Origin of the sequence: Fusibacter paucivorans, from assembly GCF_018390735.1 — a bacterium.
GTDB lineage: Bacteria > Bacillota > Clostridia > Peptostreptococcales > Acidaminobacteraceae > Fusibacter > Fusibacter paucivorans.
In genome coordinates, this window is sequence record NZ_JAHBCL010000025.1 from 20,160 (window position 1) to 39,138 (window position 18,979).

18 protein-coding genes are annotated in these 18,979 nt (G+C 43.2%); 12 read left to right on the forward strand and 6 right to left on the reverse strand.

What is annotated here, in order from left to right:
* Positions 1-8: 8 nt before the first annotated feature.
* The 12 genes from KHM83_RS13900 to KHM83_RS13955 all read left to right on the forward strand — a co-directional run bounded on the left by KHM83_RS13900 (position 9) and on the right by KHM83_RS13955 (position 8,609).
* Positions 9-488, forward strand: a complete 480-nt coding sequence (locus tag KHM83_RS13900; RefSeq protein ID WP_213237633.1) for a Na+/H+ antiporter subunit E — start codon at positions 9-11, stop codon at positions 486-488.
* Entirely contained in the window at positions 481-828 is a 348-nt protein-coding gene (locus KHM83_RS13905; RefSeq protein WP_213237634.1) for a monovalent cation/H+ antiporter complex subunit F, read from the forward strand. The genes KHM83_RS13900 and KHM83_RS13905 overlap by 8 nt, the downstream gene beginning before the upstream one ends.
* Positions 821-1,108, forward strand: coding sequence for a monovalent cation/H(+) antiporter subunit G (mnhG, locus tag KHM83_RS13910; RefSeq protein WP_213237635.1), 288 nt, complete (start codon positions 821-823; stop codon positions 1,106-1,108). The genes KHM83_RS13905 and mnhG overlap by 8 nt, the downstream gene beginning before the upstream one ends.
* Positions 1,109-1,111: 3 nt before the next feature.
* Positions 1,112-1,351 carry a Na(+)/H(+) antiporter subunit B gene (locus KHM83_RS13915; RefSeq protein WP_343213162.1) on the forward strand — a complete coding sequence of 80 codons (240 nt, stop codon included), beginning with the start codon at positions 1,112-1,114 and terminating at the stop codon, positions 1,349-1,351.
* The gene (gene mbhE, locus KHM83_RS13920; protein ID WP_213237636.1) at positions 1,348-1,635 is read left to right on the forward strand and encodes a hydrogen gas-evolving membrane-bound hydrogenase subunit E; all 288 of its coding nucleotides are present in this window, start codon (positions 1,348-1,350) and stop codon (positions 1,633-1,635) included. Before KHM83_RS13915 ends, mbhE begins: the two co-directional genes overlap by 4 nt.
* On the forward strand, positions 1,625-2,062 hold the full coding sequence (locus KHM83_RS13925) for an MnhB domain-containing protein (protein ID WP_213237637.1): 438 nt from the start codon (positions 1,625-1,627) through the stop codon (positions 2,060-2,062). The genes mbhE and KHM83_RS13925 overlap by 11 nt, the downstream gene beginning before the upstream one ends.
* Positions 2,043-2,405 carry a sodium:proton antiporter gene (locus tag KHM83_RS13930; protein WP_213237668.1) on the forward strand — a complete coding sequence of 121 codons (363 nt, stop codon included), beginning with the start codon at positions 2,043-2,045 and terminating at the stop codon, positions 2,403-2,405. Before KHM83_RS13925 ends, KHM83_RS13930 begins: the two co-directional genes overlap by 20 nt.
* A 2-nt stretch (positions 2,406-2,407) precedes the next feature.
* Entirely contained in the window at positions 2,408-3,928 is a 1,521-nt protein-coding gene (locus tag KHM83_RS13935; protein ID WP_213237638.1) for a complex I subunit 5 family protein, read from the forward strand.
* A gap of 51 nt (positions 3,929-3,979) precedes the next feature.
* Positions 3,980-5,635 carry a complex I subunit 5 family protein gene (locus KHM83_RS13940; RefSeq protein ID WP_213237639.1) on the forward strand — a complete coding sequence of 552 codons (1,656 nt, stop codon included), beginning with the start codon at positions 3,980-3,982 and terminating at the stop codon, positions 5,633-5,635.
* A 12-nt stretch (positions 5,636-5,647) separates the two neighbouring features.
* A complete protein-coding gene (locus tag KHM83_RS13945) occupies positions 5,648-7,729 on the forward strand; it encodes a complex I subunit 5 family protein (protein ID WP_213237640.1) in 2,082 nt (693 codons plus the stop codon).
* Between the two features lie 146 nt (positions 7,730-7,875).
* Positions 7,876-8,187, forward strand: a complete 312-nt coding sequence (locus KHM83_RS13950) for a hypothetical protein (protein ID WP_213237641.1) — start codon at positions 7,876-7,878, stop codon at positions 8,185-8,187.
* A 272-nt stretch (positions 8,188-8,459) separates the two neighbouring features.
* Positions 8,460-8,609, forward strand: a complete 150-nt coding sequence (locus KHM83_RS13955; protein WP_213237642.1) for a hypothetical protein — start codon at positions 8,460-8,462, stop codon at positions 8,607-8,609.
* A gap of 129 nt (positions 8,610-8,738) precedes the next feature.
* Here the strand turns inward: KHM83_RS13955 and pulA are convergent, their stop codons facing one another.
* The 6 genes from pulA to glgB form a co-directional block, all read right to left on the reverse strand.
* Positions 8,739-10,712, reverse strand: a complete 1,974-nt coding sequence (gene pulA / locus KHM83_RS13960) for a type I pullulanase (protein ID WP_213237643.1) — start codon at positions 10,710-10,712, stop codon at positions 8,739-8,741.
* A gap of 114 nt (positions 10,713-10,826) precedes the next feature.
* Positions 10,827-13,268, reverse strand: coding sequence for a glycogen/starch/alpha-glucan phosphorylase (locus KHM83_RS13965; RefSeq protein WP_213237644.1), 2,442 nt, complete (start codon positions 13,266-13,268; stop codon positions 10,827-10,829).
* A 54-nt stretch (positions 13,269-13,322) separates the two neighbouring features.
* On the reverse strand, positions 13,323-14,762 hold the full coding sequence (glgA, locus tag KHM83_RS13970; RefSeq protein ID WP_213237645.1) for a glycogen synthase GlgA: 1,440 nt from the start codon (positions 14,760-14,762) through the stop codon (positions 13,323-13,325).
* Positions 14,762-15,895 carry a glucose-1-phosphate adenylyltransferase subunit GlgD gene (gene glgD, locus KHM83_RS13975; RefSeq protein ID WP_213237646.1) on the reverse strand — a complete coding sequence of 378 codons (1,134 nt, stop codon included), beginning with the start codon at positions 15,893-15,895 and terminating at the stop codon, positions 14,762-14,764. The genes glgA and glgD overlap by 1 nt, the downstream gene beginning before the upstream one ends.
* 11 nt (positions 15,896-15,906) lie before the next feature.
* Positions 15,907-17,043, reverse strand: a complete 1,137-nt coding sequence (locus KHM83_RS13980) for a glucose-1-phosphate adenylyltransferase (RefSeq protein ID WP_213237647.1) — start codon at positions 17,041-17,043, stop codon at positions 15,907-15,909.
* Positions 17,044-17,046: 3 nt separating this feature from the next.
* A complete protein-coding gene (gene glgB, locus KHM83_RS13985) occupies positions 17,047-18,978 on the reverse strand; it encodes a 1,4-alpha-glucan branching protein GlgB (RefSeq protein ID WP_213237648.1) in 1,932 nt (643 codons plus the stop codon).
* Between the last annotated feature and the right edge of the window lies 1 nt (position 18,979).

Sequence of the window (18,979 nt, forward strand, 5' to 3'; positions counted from 1 at the left end):
TGGCAACTGTGAAGAATATCATCATGGAAATCATCGTGCTGTCAGTGTTTTTTCTGGTATTGAGTGAGAAGCTGACACTTGTCAACATGCTTGTCGCAATAATCATTGCAACGGCTGTTATCACCTTTAAAGATCAGCGCGGCAATGTGTCACGTTATCTTTCACCGTCTTTGGCATTAAAGTGGATTGCTTATCTGGGCATCTTGTTTTTTGAAGTCGTCAAAGCGAATTTTCAAGTGGCAGCTATTGCACTTTCAAAAAATATGGATGTTGCACCTGAAGTCATTCCTTTTGAAAGTGTGCTGCACGATCCGTGGCTTTTGACGATACTCGCCAATTCCATAACATTGACACCTGGTACAATGACCGTCACGATGACGGGGAACCGGCTTCGGGTGCATTGCCTTAACAGACGGTATGCAGAGGGGCTTAAAGGAATGCATATGGAGAAACTGCTTCATGAAATAGAAGGGGAATTAAATGGATAGATTTTATATGGTAGCGATCATTTTTTTGGCAGTTACCATTAGCCTGTGTATGGTTCGCGTTATCAAAGGGCCGACAAGAGGCGATCGGATTATTGGTATAAATATTATTGGGACAAAGACGATGGTGATTATCGCGCTGATCTCATTTTTGATGAAGGAAGTTTATTTTATTGATGTCGTACTCGTCTATGCATTGATTTCTTTCATTGGTTCTTTTGCTGTGGCTAGAGAGCTTGACGATGATGGCGAAGCATTTCCAGATGGCTTGTTTGACGATGATTTTTCGGCAGACGGCAAGATGGAAGCTGTTGCAATAGTCGAGGAGGCATCAAATGATTAATGTACTTTCGATGATTTTAATCGGATTTGGCCTGTTTTTCTTCTTTGTGGGAACCGTTGGCGTTTTACGATTTCCAGACGCATTGACCCGGGCGCACGGTGCTGCAAAATGTGATACATTAGGCGCCGTCCTAAGCATTTTGGGATTGATTCTACAGGCGGGATTTACAGTCGCCGCCTTGAAGCTTGTACTCGTCATTCTATTTTTATGGACGGCGAATCCAACGGCAACACATGTAATCGCAAAGGCAATTTATCGAAATCGGCATCAGGAGGAGTAGGCCGTGGATGTTTTTAATATTATGGTACTGGCGATTATGATTGCCGGTGCTGTCGCAGCAGCTAGGACAAAAAACTTATTGGGTGCCGTCATTATCTTTATGGTGTATTCGCTGATGATGGCTATCTTATGGCAGCGCATGAATGCACCGGATCTCGCTATAACAGAAGCGGCAGTTGGTGCCGGGATTACTTCTATTCTGTTTATCGTCACACTTCGAAAAATTAAGGGGATGAAAAAATGAAACCAATCGTAGCAACGCTTTTAACTGTATGCTTTATAGGATTCTTATTACTGGCCGTCGTCGAAATGCCTGCCGTGGGGGCGGATAGTCTGCCAATGCATAATGAAGTAATGGACAAGTATGTCGACGACGCCATTGAGGATACCGGAGCGATTAATATTGTTGCGGCGATTATTTTAGACTACAGAGCTTTTGACACTTTCGTTGAAGCCTCTGTCATTTTTACAGCACTCGTCTGTATTTTGATTGTATTGAAAAGGAGTGGATCACGGTATGAAAAGTAGTATTGCTAAACACGTTTCGGGTTTGCTGTTACCATTTGTTCAGGTTTTTGGGATCTACGTTATTTTGTTTGGTCATTTGTCGCCGGGGGGCGGCTTTGCAGGGGGGAGTATTCTAGGTGCAAGTATGATCTTGTATCGTTTTGTCTACGGTGCGGAAGCTTCGGACCGTAAATTCAAGTACCATTATATGTTGAAAATCGCATGTACAGCACTTATTTTTTACGGATTGATCAAAGGCTATGTCTTTGTCGGCGCCTTTTTAGGTTGGCATAATCCCGTCGGGACGGGAACGGTTGGTTCGCTTTTCAGCGGCGGTTTTATTATGCCGCTGAACGTGCTCGTCGGTGCGGTCGTTGCCATAACATTCTATTTTATTGCAACTTTATTTGAAGAAGGGGATTTTGGCAATGCAGACCCTCATCAATAATTACATGTTTGTCGGTGCCGTTATCATGTTCGGCATCGGCTTTATGATTTTACTTTTACACAATAATCTCATTAAGAAAATAATTGGCATGAATATTATGGATACGTCCATATTCCTGCTCTTTGTCTCGCTGGGGTATATTGACGGCAAGGAAGCGCCAATTATCGTTGGCGGCGTGCTGCATCATAACGGTTACGTCAATCCTATCCCAACAGGGCTGATGCTGACCGGAATCGTTGTAGCCGTGAGTATGACTGCTTTTATGCTGGCGCTTACTATTAAACTTTATGAGTTGTACGGCACAATTGAATTAGATGAAATACAAAATATTCGAGGTGGATGATTATGCTACAATGCTTAACCCTAGTCACTCATAACACGGCATCACCTAATCTCGTCAAGCTGATCCCATTGGTTTCAATCATGCTGTTGATGCTCAGCGCTTTTATCATGCCGCTGCTGAAGAAGAAGCGGCACCTCTTCGGGCTTACCGGGGGCGCATTGGCAATACTGATGGTTCTGTCATTCGTGAATGTCGCTTATATCTACCAAAATGGCGGTTATTATTTTGACATTGGTCATTTTCCGGCGCCGTTTGGCATTTCGCTGCGTATTGGTGAAATTGAAAGTCTGATTGCACTGTTGTTTGCCATTGTTGATCTGATGGTCACTTGGTACGCTTACTATAGTTTGGAAAAGGAAATCAAAGAAAGCCGCATTGCCTTTTTTCATACGATGAATCTTTTACTGCTGGCGTCTTTGTTGGGCATCGTCTTTACCAATGACGTATTCAACGGCTTTGTCTTTTTGGAAGTGAGCACACTGGCTGCCTGCGGTATAATTGTCGTCAAAGATAAGAAAACAAATATTAAAGCGGGCCTTAAATACTTGATTTTGAGTTCGCTCGGTTCCGGCCTCGTGCTGATGGGAATTGCCTTTATCTATTCACTTTCAGGTCATTTGAGTATGGATTATATTCACGAAGCGATGATTGCCAATTTAGACGGCAAACAAAACACGATTCTTATCAGTGTTATCCTCTTTACGGTTGGTTTGGGAATCAAAGGAGCAATGTTCCCGCTTCACATATGGCTGCCGGATGCGCATGCTTCTGCGCCGAGTCCGTCAAGTGCCATTCTCTCTGCACTGGTGATTAAAGCACCAGTTATCTTTCTAATCAAAGTGTTCTATAAAGTCTATGGCACGCAAATCATTCATGAAACAGTTATTCTGGATCTTGTTCTGCTGTTTGGCGTTATGGGCATGATCTTCGGTTCGCTTTTCGCGCGATCTCAAAAAGAACTAAAGCGTATGATTGCGTATTCAAGCGTCGCTCAAATGGGTTATATTTTCTTTGCCATTGGCATTGGCAATACACTTGGCGTCGTCATGGCCATTTACCATATCGTTGCACATGCACTCACAAAGTCGAGCTTATTCTTAGCGGCGGGTTCATTTATTGAACAGACGGGCTTTAAACATATTGAAGATTTTAGGGGCATTGGTAAAGAAATGCCGGTCACTCTTGGTATTTTTACCGTTAGTGGTCTATCCATGATTGGTATTCCCGTACTGCCGGGGTTTATCAGCAAGTGGAATTTGGCAATGGCATCCATACAAAGTGATAAACTCTATTTGCTTATCTTTTTGCTTATCAGCAGTTTGCTTAACGCCAGTTATTATTTTCCGATTATTATCAATGGTTACTTTGGAGAAGAAAACCTCGATGGCAAAGTCTTTCTTTCCAAGAGCAAACCGATCAAACAGCTTTTACCACTGATAATCTTGACAGTACTGATGGTACTCGTAGGATTTTTCTCAGGCAGTCTCATTGAATTTATTGAACGCGGCGTCTATACGGTATAAGCATGACAATTAATAGATTAAAAATTGCAGTCTGAGAAAACGGAGTCTTAAATGGAAAAATTGGGCATGATTCTGCCGTTGCTAGTCCCCATAATCGGGGCGCTCTTTATTGTCAATAAACGGCTGATTAGTGATAAAAATCTTACAAAAGTAGTTGCCGTAACGGTCATTATCAATTTTATATGTGTCGTGTACTCATTGTTTTTCAATGATCTGACAGCGGTACATATCTTAAAGGTCAATGCCTTTCTCGATATTTACTTTAAAGTTGATCAATTGACGCGCGTGTTCAGCTTACTGGCGTCTTCGCTATGGGTGCTTACAGCATTTTATGCTTTTGCATACATGGATCATGAAAAACGCCATCGCCAGTTTTACACGTTTTTTACCCTTACTTTAGCGGTTATTATGGGTGTTGCCTATTCCGGCAACCTGTTTACGCTCTATGGCTACTATGAACTCTTAACGCTTTGTACTTTGCCGCTGGTGATACATCCGGGAACGGCAGAAGCGCTTCAAAGCGGGAAAAAGTACATTATTTATTCCTTCGGCGGCGCCACGTTGGTCGTTCTCGGGATGATGATGCTCTATGCCGTTACAGGAGATATGAGTTTTATGGCGCATGGTATTGTGGACTTGTCGCTCATCGAAGGGAATCGCGATTTGCTTAAATGGAGTTATCTTGCCATGTTCTTGGGGTTTGGCGTCAAAGCTGCGCTGGTACCGTTCCATTCATGGCTGCCGAATGCCATGGTAGCGCCGACGCCTGTCAGTGCACTACTGCATGCGGTAGCTGTTGTCAAGAGCGGTGTGTTTTCACTGATTAGGATGACCTACTTTATTTTTGGGACACAAACCGTTATGGCGCTGGATGTCACAAAATACTTAATGCCGTTTGTCGTCGTGACAATCGTCATGGGCTCTTTGTTGGCGCTGCATCAGGATCACTTGAAAAGACGTTTGGCTTATTCGACAATTTCGCAGCTTGGCTATATTTTACTCGGGATTCTCATGCTGACGCCTAATGGCCTATTGGGTGCCATGCTGCATCTTATCAACCATGCGGTGATTAAAATTACGCTCTTTTTTGTCGTCGGTGCGATTACACACATGACGCATTTCAAGTATATTCATCAGATTAGAGGGATCGGTAAACAGATGCCCGTTACCATGATTTGTTTTACCGTTGCCGCCATTTCGCTCGTCGGTATTCCGCCGACGAACGGATTTGTCAGCAAGTGGTTCTTAGGACTTGGAGCGCTTAATATCGGTAATTTTCTCTATATTATTATTTTGCTGCTCAGTGCCTTCTTTACAGCAGGTTATCTGCTGCCAATTTCGGTGACGTCTTTCTTTGTATCCAGTAAGTCTGAGCCTCATGAGCGAGATGCCTATCAATCGAATCATGAAACCTTACACGAAGTGAGTGATGACAGCGTACGAGAGATTACGCATGAAATGGCAAAGGACACGATACACGAAACTGCGCACGAAACTGAGAATAAAACTTTGCGCAACGAAATGGTTGCGGCGGAGTTTTCAGAAGATGGTGAAGCGGAGTCAACAGACGCGAAGCCAATAAAATTAGAGCCGCCGAAAGGCATGCTTTATCCAATCGTACTATTAACCGTCGTTATCGTAGGACTCGGTATTTTTCCGAATCCCATTATCAATTTTCTCGGCGGCGTTATTCAAGATGCTTTTTAGGGGGTGACGCATATGAATCTCATGCTAATAATCCTGCTGGTTCCTTTTTTGGGCGCGTTTATAGGTTATTATCTCGGCTATAAAAATGAAAAGTTTCGAAATGTATTCAATATTTTGTTGACAGCAGTAGAACTGCTGTTAATTATCATGCTTTATCAAACGGTCAAAGAAGGTCCCATCGAGTATGTGATGCCCAATATTATGGGAACGGGATTGCATCTCAAAGTTGATATTATGCGTTATGCGATGTTGTTTATTTCAGGCCTTGCATGGTTTTTGGCAACGATGTATTCAACACAGTATTTGATTAAAAAGAAAAATAGAAACCGTTATTACTTTTTCTTTATGCTGACCTATGCAACGACGCTCGGCATCTTTATGTCCGAAAATCTGCTCAATATGTTTACTTTTTTTGAAGGGATGTCATTGACTTCCTATGCATTGGTCATCCACGATGAAGACCGTTATAGCCACGATGCGGGCAAATCATACTTGGGCATGGCGATTGCCGGCGGCATGGTAATGCTCTTTGGTATTTTAATGGAATTTGATTATACCGGGACACTGGACATTGGTGATATGGGAGCTATCTTACCAACGCTAGGTCCTGTAAAATATGTTATTGCACTGTTGATTATGTTTGGCTTTATGATTAAAGCCAGTGTTTTCCCACTTCATACGTGGCTGCCAAAGGCTTATCCAGCAGCGCCGACGCCATCCAGTGCGATTTTGAGTGGTATATTGTTAAAAACAGGCCTCTTTGGCATTATTATTATATTGGTGGAGATGATGGGTTCGGATCCGTATCTTTCGATGCTAATTTATGCTTTAGGTCTGATTAACATCTATTTAGGCGGTATTCTTGCCATGCTGCAACGAAATATTAAACGCATTATTGCTTACAGCAGTATGAGCCAGACTGGTTTTATGCTTATGGGGATTGGTCTCGTAGGTATTTTAGGTGAATCCGGTGGTGTTGCACTAGTGGGCACCATTTTATACATGATCAATCATGCCTTTTTTAAAATTCTGCTATTCTTTGGCGCAGGGATTATCTATATGATTCTCGGTGAACTCAGTATTAATAAGATTAGTGGGTTTGGCAGAAATAAGCAGAAGCTAAAGGTGTTCTTCCTCATTGGCGTTCTCGGTGTCGCGGGCATGCCGGGTCTGAGCGGTTTTATTTCGAAGACGCTGGTTCATGAGGCGATTATAGAAGCTTATCATCACACGCATTTTATGTTCTTCAAAGTGTCCGAATGGCTTTTCCTTATAGGTGGCGGCTTAACAGTGGCCTATATGCTCAAACTGTTCATTGCCGTTTTCGTGGAAAAGAATGATGCTTTTCATGGACAGTTTGCAGAACAGGTTCATAAGCGTGCTTTGCTGCCAATGGGTGTCCTTGCAGCCTTGATCGTTTTGCTGGGTGTCATGCCCAATACGATTATTGCGCCGCTGTCGCTCTATGCACATGAAATCGGCATGGAAATGCCGTCTCATCTATCGCTTTTTAATGCGACGACCATTGGGTATGCGGTTATTTCTTTCGTCGTTGGCGGTGTGTTGTATGCTGCTGTCATCCGACGTAAACTCTATGTTATGGATGAAGCGGAAGGTCGCCGTATTTTTGTGAATCCGTCGCTTTCATGGATTTCGATCGAATCGGATATTTTTGTTCCTGTTATGCAAATTGCCTATATTTTGTTTAGCTTCATTTTTAAAATCATCGATAATGGTCTTTTATGGATTGCTCAAAAGTCGTCGGAGTTCTTTGGCGGTATTGCTAAGATTGATGCAGAGGCGGCTCTAAATGGCACTTACAGGCAAATTGTAACGCATACAGAACATGCGATTGAAGATGTGCGCCATAAACGGCAGCATCAGACGGAAGCTATTCTTGAAACCGTTTCAGAAAAACGTGAACAGGCACAGATTTATACATCCATTAGCCCTGAAATTGAGGCAATTGCAAAGTTAAAGCTTAAATTTGGACAAATACAGCGAACCGCTTCAGGCATTACCAGCGCGATCTTTATGTTTGCCTTTGTCGTCGTTTTTAGCATGATCTTCATCTACTATTTTGGACATCAGTAAACACCTTCTATACGGTAATCGCAAGCGATAGACGGCATAAAAACATGGCGGTCTTTAAAAACTTGTGAACATTTCTTGAATTTTCAAATTAACTATACTAATTTACTAGGAATTGTATTATAATGTCTGTAGTGGAGGTGAGCATTATGTATATTGCGACGAATAAAGAAACATGCGACAAGATTAGAGAAGTCTTGGCAGCTCAAGCGGATAAACCTCAAAATATTAGAGTTTTTATCGCGGGTATGGCTTGCAGCGGTCCGAGCTTTGGCCTTGGCTTAGATAACATCAATGACGAAGATGTTACAGAAATCGTTGAAGGTGTTAATTTTGTACTTGAAAAATCAGTATTTGACAGCGTTGGCGAAATCAAAGTAGAGTGGGTCGGCAACGGTTATTCGGTTCAGCCGGTAAACGTTCAGCCATCTGCATGTGGTTCTTGCTCTAGCTGTGGCTAACAAAAATAAGACGACGATCTGATGCGTCGTTTTTTTTTCAAAAAAATACCCCCCCACACGCGGGTTTCGCTTTTGTTTCACTCAGAAGTAGGGTATAATAATTTAAGGTTGTTTTTGAAGGAGGTAGCACGATGTACTTTAAATGTGATGGTGATACCTGCGATAAAATCAGGGAGGTCCTTGAAAAACAAAAGGACAAACCGCAAAATGTTAGGATTTATATCGCGGGAATGGGTTGAGGCGGCCCAAATTTTGGTCTAGGTCTAGATCATTTGGGTGAAGAAGATATTCAAGAAAATATCGGTGGCGTCAATTTTATAATGGAAAAATACTTGTTCGATACTGTCGGGAGAGTTGAAATCAGATGGAATGGCTATGGCTATTCGATTTATGCCGATGGCGTTGGCGCAAGCAGCTGTTAGAAAAAGTTGACCCTAATAGAACAGAAAAGCATGAAAAGAGCGAACATCAAAATGATGGCGCTCTTTTTTTATACATATATTTCAACGATCAAGTATACAGTTGCTTTGCTGTGAAAAGCTGCAAAAGTATCAAATGTTGAGAAGGATATCGCCGTCGGTTAATGGCGAGAATTTATAAATAGCCGAACTGAATCGCGGTACTTTGATCAAGTGATGTGTTTGATGTTCCACTTGATAGGGCTCATAACGCACACCGCTTTCATCAAAGATCAGTTCGATTTTTAAATACTCAAGCGGTATTTTCTGCTGATAAGACGCGCAAAGCTGTCCCATGATTTCTGAGATGGAGAGAATGAGTTCCGATGGCTGCGCATTGTGAACAATAAAGAGACACTTGTAATCATCGGTTTCTTCACCAAGTATGCTCATGGCGATGACATTGGTCCGATGGCCGATGTGTTCCGTGCGATCATATATTTTAACGCGCTTTCGAATGGCTTCAGCAGAATGCAGGCTAAAGCATTTCATTTTTTTTCGGAAGGTGATTAAGTCTCTCACATATAAGTAAAAAGCATAATGGGTCATTTTCTCATCCCAATGCAATGCATTAATGGCTAAATCGGCATTATAGGAATTATGATTACCATTTTTACTGCGAAGGAATTCATTACCTTCGTGAATGAATGGGATTCCCTGTGCCATGAGCAGCAAGTTAAAGGCAAGTTTGTTAAGGCGAATGAGATCGTCTTCGTTGCCAGTGGGATTGGTTTTTTGAAGCTTGTCATAAAGGATGAGATTATCATGCGAGTTAATGTAATTCACGGTTTCGCTGGGTGATGTCGTAAAACCAATAAATTTTGGATCATAGGGAATGGAACCCAGCAGTCCAATCTGAGTTCGGTATTTTAAATCTAAGTTGCCTTGTAGAAAGCCATACCCGTAGCCGTCATTATCGCCTTTGATGGCATCTCTGAATTCGTCATTAAAGAGTGCGAATCCCTTATTGCACTGTGCACCGCGGAATAGGCGCTTCGAATCGGCAAGGGTTGACAAACCGCCCATCCAGGGTTCGCCGTAAATGAGGATGCCCGGATTGATATCTGACAGCGTTTTTTGAATCAGTACCAGTGTATCCATGTCGATCAATGCCATTAAGTCAAATCGAAAGCCGTCAATATGGTATTCTTCCACCCAGTAACGCAATGATTCGAGTATGAACTTTTGAACCATCGGATTTTCCGATGCCAGCTCATTACCGCAGCCGGAGCCATTTGAAAACTTGCCGTCTTTTGTCATGCGGTAATAATAACCAGGCGCAAGAATGTTGAAATTGGCATGTTTGCTCCTATACGTATGGTTGTAAACGACGTCCATAATAACGCGCATGCCCTTTTGGTGCAAGGTCTGAATAAGTGATTTCAATTCGGTAATGCGAGAGATAGGGTCCTGTGGATCAGTGGCATAGCTGCCTTCCGGCGTATTGTAATGTTCAGGATCATATCCCCAGTTATAAGCATTTAAATCTTCGCTGAGTTCATCAACGGATATAAAGTCGTACACAGGCATTAAGTGAACGTGCGTAATGCCGAGGTCTACAAGATGGTCGAGGCCGGTTGCATAACCTTCGTAGGCGGTATTCTCTTCACATAAGCCTAGGTATTTCCCCGGGAAGGATGACTTAGCCGTTGGATCGGCCGTATAGTCTTTAATATGCAATTCATATAAAATCGCTTCTGTATGCGGCATTGGCGGCAATGGCAAATCGTCAGCCCATCCCTCGGGATTAGTCTTTTGAAGATCAACGATGGCACCTCGTGTTCCGTTAGCGCTAGTTGATGTGGCATATGGGTCGGTGATTTCATCTCGATCGTCTATGATAAAGGTATAATAGTAGCCATGGTAGTCACCTGCCAGCGTAATGCTGTAGACGCCGTCAGTGTCCTTTAGCATTTTATGAAGTGTTCTTTGAAGTACTTTGGGATGATCGTACAGTGCTAATTTGACATCGTTGACCGTGGGTGCCCATACGTTGACGGTAAGCTGTTTAGGCGTATAGATGACGCCCAATTTTTTAGTTGTTATGGGAAAGGTCACTTCGTTCATCAAATAACTCCTTTTACTGTCGCGTACAGGGCACAAAATATCCATAGACGCGAAGGGGAATGGTTTTAAAAATGATTAAAGATACTGCATTAAGGTACTATTATGTTATGTCAATTACAATTTGAAATCAAGTAATTTCTTTTGTACATTCCAAATACTCGTCGCATAGCGCTCAATGGTGTAGTCTGCCGAGAATGCACCGGAACAGGCGATGTTGGCGAGCGACATTTTGCTCCACTGATACTTGTCACGGTATATTTCAGCGATTCGTTCCTGTGCAAGGCGATAGGATTCGAAATCCTTTAAAATAAAGAATTCGTCATTAAAACGCAGCAGCCTGTCTGCAATGGGAATGAATTCATCTTTTGGCACCGGTAGGTAACCGTTGACGAGTTCATCAATGACAGCTTTAAGATCAGGACTGTTGTTGTAAATTTCATAGGCGTTGTAATGACCGTTTTGATAGTAGTCGTAAACTTCTTCAACTTTTAGGCCAAAGAGAATAATGTTGCTTTCGCCCACTTCATTCATAATTTCAACATTGGCACCATCGAGTGTTGCCAGTGTTACAGCACCGTTCATCATAAATTTCATATTGCCGGTACCCGAAGCTTCTTTTGAAGCTGTGGAAATTTGCTCGCTGACATCTGCCGCGGGAATCATATGGCTTGCTAGTGAAACACCGTAGTTTGGCAGGAAGACGACTTTCAGTTTATCCTTAATGCTCTTGTCGTTGTTGATGACAGAACCAACTGTATTGATGAGCTTGATAATTTGTTTGGCAACATAATAGCTAGGTGCCGACTTGCCGGCAAAGACGAAAACGCGCGGCGGAATATCCAGATTAGGATTTTCTTTGAGCTGGCGATAAAGGTGCATCACGTGCAGGATATTCAAATGCTGGCGCTTGTATTCGTGAATACGTTTTGCCTGCATATCGAAAATGGCATATGGATCGACGACAATCCCTTGCTTATCTTTAATGTATTTCGCGAGATTCTCTTTGTTCTGATGCTTTATTTCAAATAGGTCATCAAGGAATGACTTGTCATCACGGTATTTCAGTAAATCCCTTAACACGCGAGGATTTTTCTTAAAGCCATCGCCGATCGTATCGCCAATAAGTTTAGTAAGGCCCGGATTGGCATTTAAGAGCCAGTGACGGTGCATAATGCCATTGGTCTTGTTGTTGAAACGCTCAGGGTAAATATCGTAGAAAACTTTGAGTTCTTTGTTTTTTAAAATCTCTGTGTGCAGTTTAGCAACGCCGTTAATGCTGTGAGACCCAATAATGGAGAGATGCGCCATGCGCACCATGCCGTCATAGATAATATGCATGGCACTCAGATGGTTGGGATCAGTAATATGATAGACATTGATCAGGTCCTCAGTGAAACGCCTTTCGATCTCTTCAATAATCATGGTAATGCGCGGGAGCAAATCCCTGAGCATGTAGAGCGGCCATTTTTCAAGCGCTTCAGCCATAATGGTATGGTTGGTGTACGAAATGCACTGCGTTGTGATTTTCCACGCTTCTTCCCAGGTCATTTCTTCTTCATCAAGCAAAATGCGCATGAGTTCTGGAATTGCCAGAGCCGGATGCGTATCATTAATATGAATGGCGACGAATTCGGCGAATCGATTGATGCCCACATTCATTTTCTTATAAGTATTGAAAATACTCTGAATACCTGCGGATACAAAGAAATACTCTTGCTTGAGCCTAAGCAGCTTACCCTCATCATAGGCATCGTTTGGATAGAGGATTTGTGTAATGATTTCGACGGAATGTTTTTTCTCAAAAGCACTTAGATAGTTCCCTTTGGAAAAGTTTTCAAAGTCGAAAATATCGTCGATTTCTTCAGCTGACCAGAGCCGTAAAGTATTTACCGTATTGTTTTCAAATCCCAGAATAGGCGTGTCATACGGAACTGCACGAACAGCATCGTAATTGACGAGCTCGAATTTGAGGCGTTCGCCGTCCATATGGGTTTCAACGTGGCCGTTGTATTTAACGATAACCGCTTTGTTGTTTCGCTTATATTCCCAGACATTGTTGTTGACCAGCCAACGATCGGGGAATTCCACTTGATAGCCATCGATGATGCGCTGTTCAAAGAGGCCGTTTTTATAGCGAATGCCGCAGCCGTGTCCCGGAATGGAAATAGAACTCATGGCATCGAGAAATCCTGCGGCGAGACGGCCAAGACCGCCATTGCCAAGTCCTTGGTCTACTTCGACTTCTAGAATGTCATCGATGTCGATGTCGAGGCTTCTGAGGCCATCTTTTACAATTTCATAGATCCCCAGATAATTGAGATTGTTTTCCATGAATTTCCCTGTGAGAAATTCCATTGAAAAATAATAAATTTGTTTCACTTGCTCCGTTCGGTAGGTGGAGTTGGTATTGGCCCATAAGTTGCCGATATACTCCTTAACCATTTCTCCAAGCGCTGTGTAGCGCTCAAGTGCTGTCGTCTCATTAATCTGACGTGCTGTTGATGATTTGATTTGAGCTATGTAGTCTTGTTTAAATTCAGCTATGGTAAGTTTCATATAAACCGCTCCTTTGAAAAAAGGACATCGGTGATGTCCTATCGTTGAGTTTGGCTAACTTATACCCAAAATTTTTAAATATATCGCCAAGTATTCTTTAGACGAACGCTTCCAGCTGTGATCGGCTTTCATTGCCTGTTTCATCAGCTGATGCCAAGCGTTTTGATCCTGATATGCGGTTAAGGCGTCTTTGATGGTAAAGAGCAGTTCATGTGCATTGTAGTTTAAAAAGCCGAAGCCGGTTCCTTCACCGGTGTATTTGTTATACGGTAAAATTGTGTCGCGAAGTCCGCCGATTTGTCTCACGACGGGGATGGTGCCGTATTGCAGTGCAATGAGCTGACTGAGGCCGCAGGGTTCAAAGAGTGATGGCATAAGGAAAATATCTGAGCCGGCATAAATGGCATGAGACTCGTATTGGTCAAAGTAAATGCGCGCCGCTATCTTTCCCGGATACCGATACTGATAATACTTAAACATATCTTCATAGCGTTTTTCACCGGTACCGAGCACTAGAAACTGAATATCGAGCTCAAGCAGTTCATCCAGAATGCATTCGATGAGATCAAGACCTTTCATATCGGCGAGGCGTGTGACCATTGAGAGCATGGGCACATTGGCATCCACCGGTAAGCCGTATTTAACCTGAAGGTACATTTTAATTTCCTTTTTGCGCTTTAAGCTTCGCAAATCGTAATTAACGGGAATATTCTGATCTTTTTTCGGACTGTAAAGATCTGTGTCAATGCCGTTGACAATGCCATAGAGTTTATCCTGATATTTCTGAATGACGCCTTCCAGATTTTCACCAAAATACGGATAGGCTATTTCTTCTGCATAGCTTTTTGAAACGGTGGTGACGGCATCGGAGAAAACGATGCCGCCTTTGATCAAATTGATATTTTCATAAAATTTGAGGCCGTCATCTGAAAAATAGGACATTGGCAACCCTAACAGATCGCCAAGGACATAGGGATCAAAGATTCCCTGATAGCGTAGGTTGTGTATGGTAAAAACACTTTTGATCCCCTGATAAAAGTCGTCGTGTTTGCCGTAAAAATTCAGCAATGTGTTGACGGCTGCCGTATGCCAGTCGTTGGTATGAATGATATCCGGCTTCATGTTTAAATGCTTCATAGCAGCCAGCACGGCTTTCGAAAAATAAATGTAGCGTTCAGCATCATCGCCGTTGCCGTAGAGCTGGTGGCGTTTAAAGTAGAATTCGTTGTCAATAAAGAAATAGGAAACACCTTCATAAATCAGGTGAAAAATGCCGACATATTGCGTACGCCATCCTAAATCGACACTGGTGGAACCGGCAAAAGTCATCTCTTTGCGATATTCAGGTGCAATTTTAGCATGGAGCGGCAAATAAACGGTAACATTGAGCTGACTGCTGTTAAGTGCTTTTGGCAGTGAACCAGCAACATCGGCAAGGCCTCCGGTTTTGGCAAAGGGTGCTGCTTCAGACGCGATGAATGCAATTTGAATCATCAGAGCGCCTCCTTGGAAATAACAGATTGCTTGCCGGCGACAAATGGGCTGGCGTGATCGCCCATCAATGAGATTCCCTCTTCGACGCGTGTTCGCTTATCGAGAATCACGTGATTGAGCGTTACCCCGCGGCGAATGACTGATTTTTGCATGACGATGGCATTTTTAATCTCTGCACCTTTTTCAACGCGAACACCCCTAAAAAGAATGGCGTTCTCTACTGTACCGTCAATTTGACAGCCATTGGCGACAAAGGCATTTTTCACATGTGCATTGTCTTTGTAATAGGCTGACGGTTCATCTTTAACCTTCGTAAAAATCTGTCCGTTCTTAAAAAAGAGTTCCGTTGCGATCTCAGGATTTAAGATATCAAAGTTGGCATCGAAGTAATTGCGAACGTTATTGATGCACGCTACATAGCCGTCAAACTGGTAAGTGTGAACCTTGTAGCGGTGCAGTAGATTGAAAACCGCTTGTTTGAGGAAGTTGGCCGACCCCTGTTCAATGGCTTCAAAGAGTATATCGAAATAGACTTCTTTTTTCATAAAATACATTTCCAGCGAGAGATTGAACGTATCTTCTTTACCGAGATTCGTGCCAACACTTTTGAAGGTGCCGTTATCGTTGAGATAGATTTTATCACAGCCGATGTAGCGGAATGAATCATCGGTCACCCGCTTATAAACCAAGGAAATATCCGCACCTGAATTGACGAAGTCCCAGTAGGCATCATTAAGGTCAATATTGGCCAGCATATATGATTTCGAGAGCAGCAAGTGCTCTTGTTTTGCAAATTTGATGAAATTTGAATTCTGATAGAAGAGGTCGAGATCGCCCATGCGCTTATAGGTCGACGTGTAATCATAGGTTGGTGTAAAGAGAAAGAGCCCGTTAAGTTTTCGGTCCAGATCCCATGGCTTTCCGGAACCGAGGTGATCCATAACAGAACGAACCTTGTTGCCGGTAAAGACACCGATGCCTGAGATACCGCTGTTGACCATGTTGGAAAGCATAAAGTCAATAATGCGGTACCGTCCGCCAAAAGGCAGCATGGACGTCGGCCTACTCTGACATAGGACGCCGAAATTTGTATCGATTTCACTTAAGTTGATAATGCCTAAACAGTTATTCATATGTCACCTCCCTAGGATTCAATGATTTTGGATTTGCTGATGAGATACACGTTGTCATCTTCAGCATCGCCAATAGAACTGCCTGCCTTAATCACGACGTTTTCCATAATCACGGCATTGTAAACAACTGCATCTTCTTCAATGACGGCACCGGGCAGAACGACACAATTGTGAATTTTGGCGCCCGGTTTAATCGTGATTTCACTAAAGAGGACTGAATGGCAGACATCGCCTTCAATAAAGCAACCTTCGTTGATAAGTGAGTTCCTGACAGAAGCATTGCACGCGACAAAATGAGGCGGCAAGTGACGATTGCGCGTATAGATCTTCCATTTTCGATCATAGAGATTGAGGGTGTTGTCCTGCGACAGCAAGTCCATATTGGCTTCCCAGTAGCTTCGGATGGTACCGACATCTTTCCAGTAGCCGTCAAAACGGTAGGCGACGAGTTTCTTACCATCATCATTTAATTTCGGAATCACATCTTTGCCAAAGTCATTGGACGAATTTTGGTCTTTCTCATCGGCAACGAGATATTTTCGGAGGGTCTTCCAATTAAAAATATAGATGCCCATGGAGGCGAGGTTTGATTTGGCATTTTTGGGTTTTTCTTCAAAAGCGACAATGGTGTCTGTGTCATCGACGTTGATGATCCCGAAACGGGATGTTTCTTCCCATGGTACTTCGATGACGGATATCGTGACCTCTGCTTTTTTGGCTTCGTGAAAGTCAAGCATTTTTGAATAATCCATTTTGTAGATGTGATCGCCGGAGAGAATGAGCACGTATTCAGGATCGAGTTCATCAATATAGGATATGTTTTCAAAGATGGCATTAGCAGTGCCCTTATACCACCTGCCGCCCTTTTCACTGGTATAGGGCGGCAGAACCCGAACACCGCCGATTCGACGATCCAAGTCCCAAGAACCGCCGATGCCAATGTGGGAGTTCAATCGATACGGTTTGTACTGTGTTAGGATTCCAACATCAAAAATACCTGAGTTGGAACAGTTGCTGAGCGGGAAATCAATGATGCGATACTTGCCGCCAAACGGGACGGCGGGTTTTGCAATGTCTTTTGTCAATAATTTCAGCCTTGATCCTTGCCCGCCAGCCAACAGCATGGCGATCATTTTGCCTTCTTTCATATGCTAGCCCTCCTTGTACTTTAAGTATAATCCGCCAAAGGCAGGTAATGTAATTCTAAGCGCGTGAAAGCGATGGTGCATAAGTTCTTTCTTGGAACGGTAATGCGTTGGGTAATGATCCTTTGGATTGCCGGTAAATACGTGACTTTGTGTATTGAGTATGACGTCGTAAGTGCCGGGTATTGTAACGCCGACAGGATAATTTTCCCTGAGTACAGGTGTAAAGTTAAAGATGAGCACCATACGTTCACCAGATTTGTCAATGCGTTCAAAGGAGATAATGCTTTCGTTGGCATTGTCAACTTCAACCCACTCATAGCCCTTGTGATCGACATCGAGTTCATAGAGGCAAGTTTCATTTTGGTACAGTTGATTCAGCGTTTGGACATATTCGTGCATGGCGCGATGAGCAGGATAGTCCAGCAGGTGCCAATCCAGTGCCTGCCATTCATTCCACTCAATAAACTGACCGAATTCACCGCCCATAAAGACGAGTTTTTTGCCGGGGTGGGCAAACATGTAGGCGTACAGCAACCGAAGGTTTGCAAATTTTTCATCATAAGTCCCCGGCATTTTGCTGAGCAGTGAACGCTTGCCGTGGACGACTTCGTCATGGCTGAGCGGTAAAATGAAATTTTCGGAAAAAGCATAGGTAATCGAAAAGGTCAATGCCTTATGAAATCCTTTGCGGTAGACTGGATCAAGTGTCATGTATTCGAGAATATCGTTCATCCAGCCCATGTTCCACTTATAATTAAAGCCGAGTCCGCCGTCATTAACTGGTTTTGTCACCATAGGCCAAGAAGTGGATTCTTCAGCAATCATTAAAGTATTTGGATAATGTTCAAAAATGACTTGATTCAGTTTTTTAATAAATGCAATCGCTTCTAAGTGCTCAATACCGCCGTATTTGTTTTTTAACAGTTTGCCGCCGAAATTCAAGTAGAGCATATAGGCGACAGCATCGACGCGCATGCCGTCAATGTGATAATAATCGTGCCAGTAAAGTGCGTTGGAAATGAGAAAACTTATGACTTCTGGCTTGCCATAGTCAAAATTTGCCGTTCCCCACTGATCGTTGTGAGCCAGTTCGTAATCGTCTGATTCAAACGTTGGTGAACCGTCAAAATAATAAAGACCGTGTTCATCTTTGCAGTAATGTCCCGGCACCCAATCCAGAATGACGCCGATGCCCGCCTGATGACACTGATCTATAAAGTACATGAAGTCCTTTGGCGTGCCAAAGCGCGAGGTGGGTGCGAAATAACCAGTCGCTTGATAACCCCATGAACCGTCAAAGGGATGCTCCATAATGGGCATCAATTCAATATGAGTATAGCCTAAGTGCTTGACATAGGGAATAAGCGCTTCGGCTAAATCATGGTAACTGTATTGAGCGCCGTCTGCCTTTTTACGCCAAGACAGCAGATTGACTTCATAAATGCTCAAGGGATTTCGATAAAGATCGTTTGCGCCCTTAGCCGCTGCCCAAAGGTCGTCATGCCAATGATAACCGTTTATGTCATAGTACTTTGACGCGGTTTTAGGGCGCTCCTCTGCATGAAATGCATAGGGATCTGCCTTATAGAGGACATCGCCATGCTGTCCTTCTATTTTGTATTTGTAAGCGTCAAAAAGCTGAACATTCGGTACGCAGATTTGCCAAAGTCCGCTTTTGCCAATGCGCTGCATTGGCAGATTGAATTCATTCCAGTGATTAAAATCACCAATCAGATGAATGGCTTTGGCATGAGGTGCCCAAACGACAAAACGAACGGCATCAATATGAAAGCGCTGAAGCGGGTGAGCACCGAGAAATTCGTGGCTCTTGTAAAAAGTACCTTCATGGAAGAGATGTGTGTCCAGTTCACCTTCATTGAGATAAAAATAGCCTTTTTCGCGTATGTACAGGTTGATTTCATCAGGTGCTTGCATC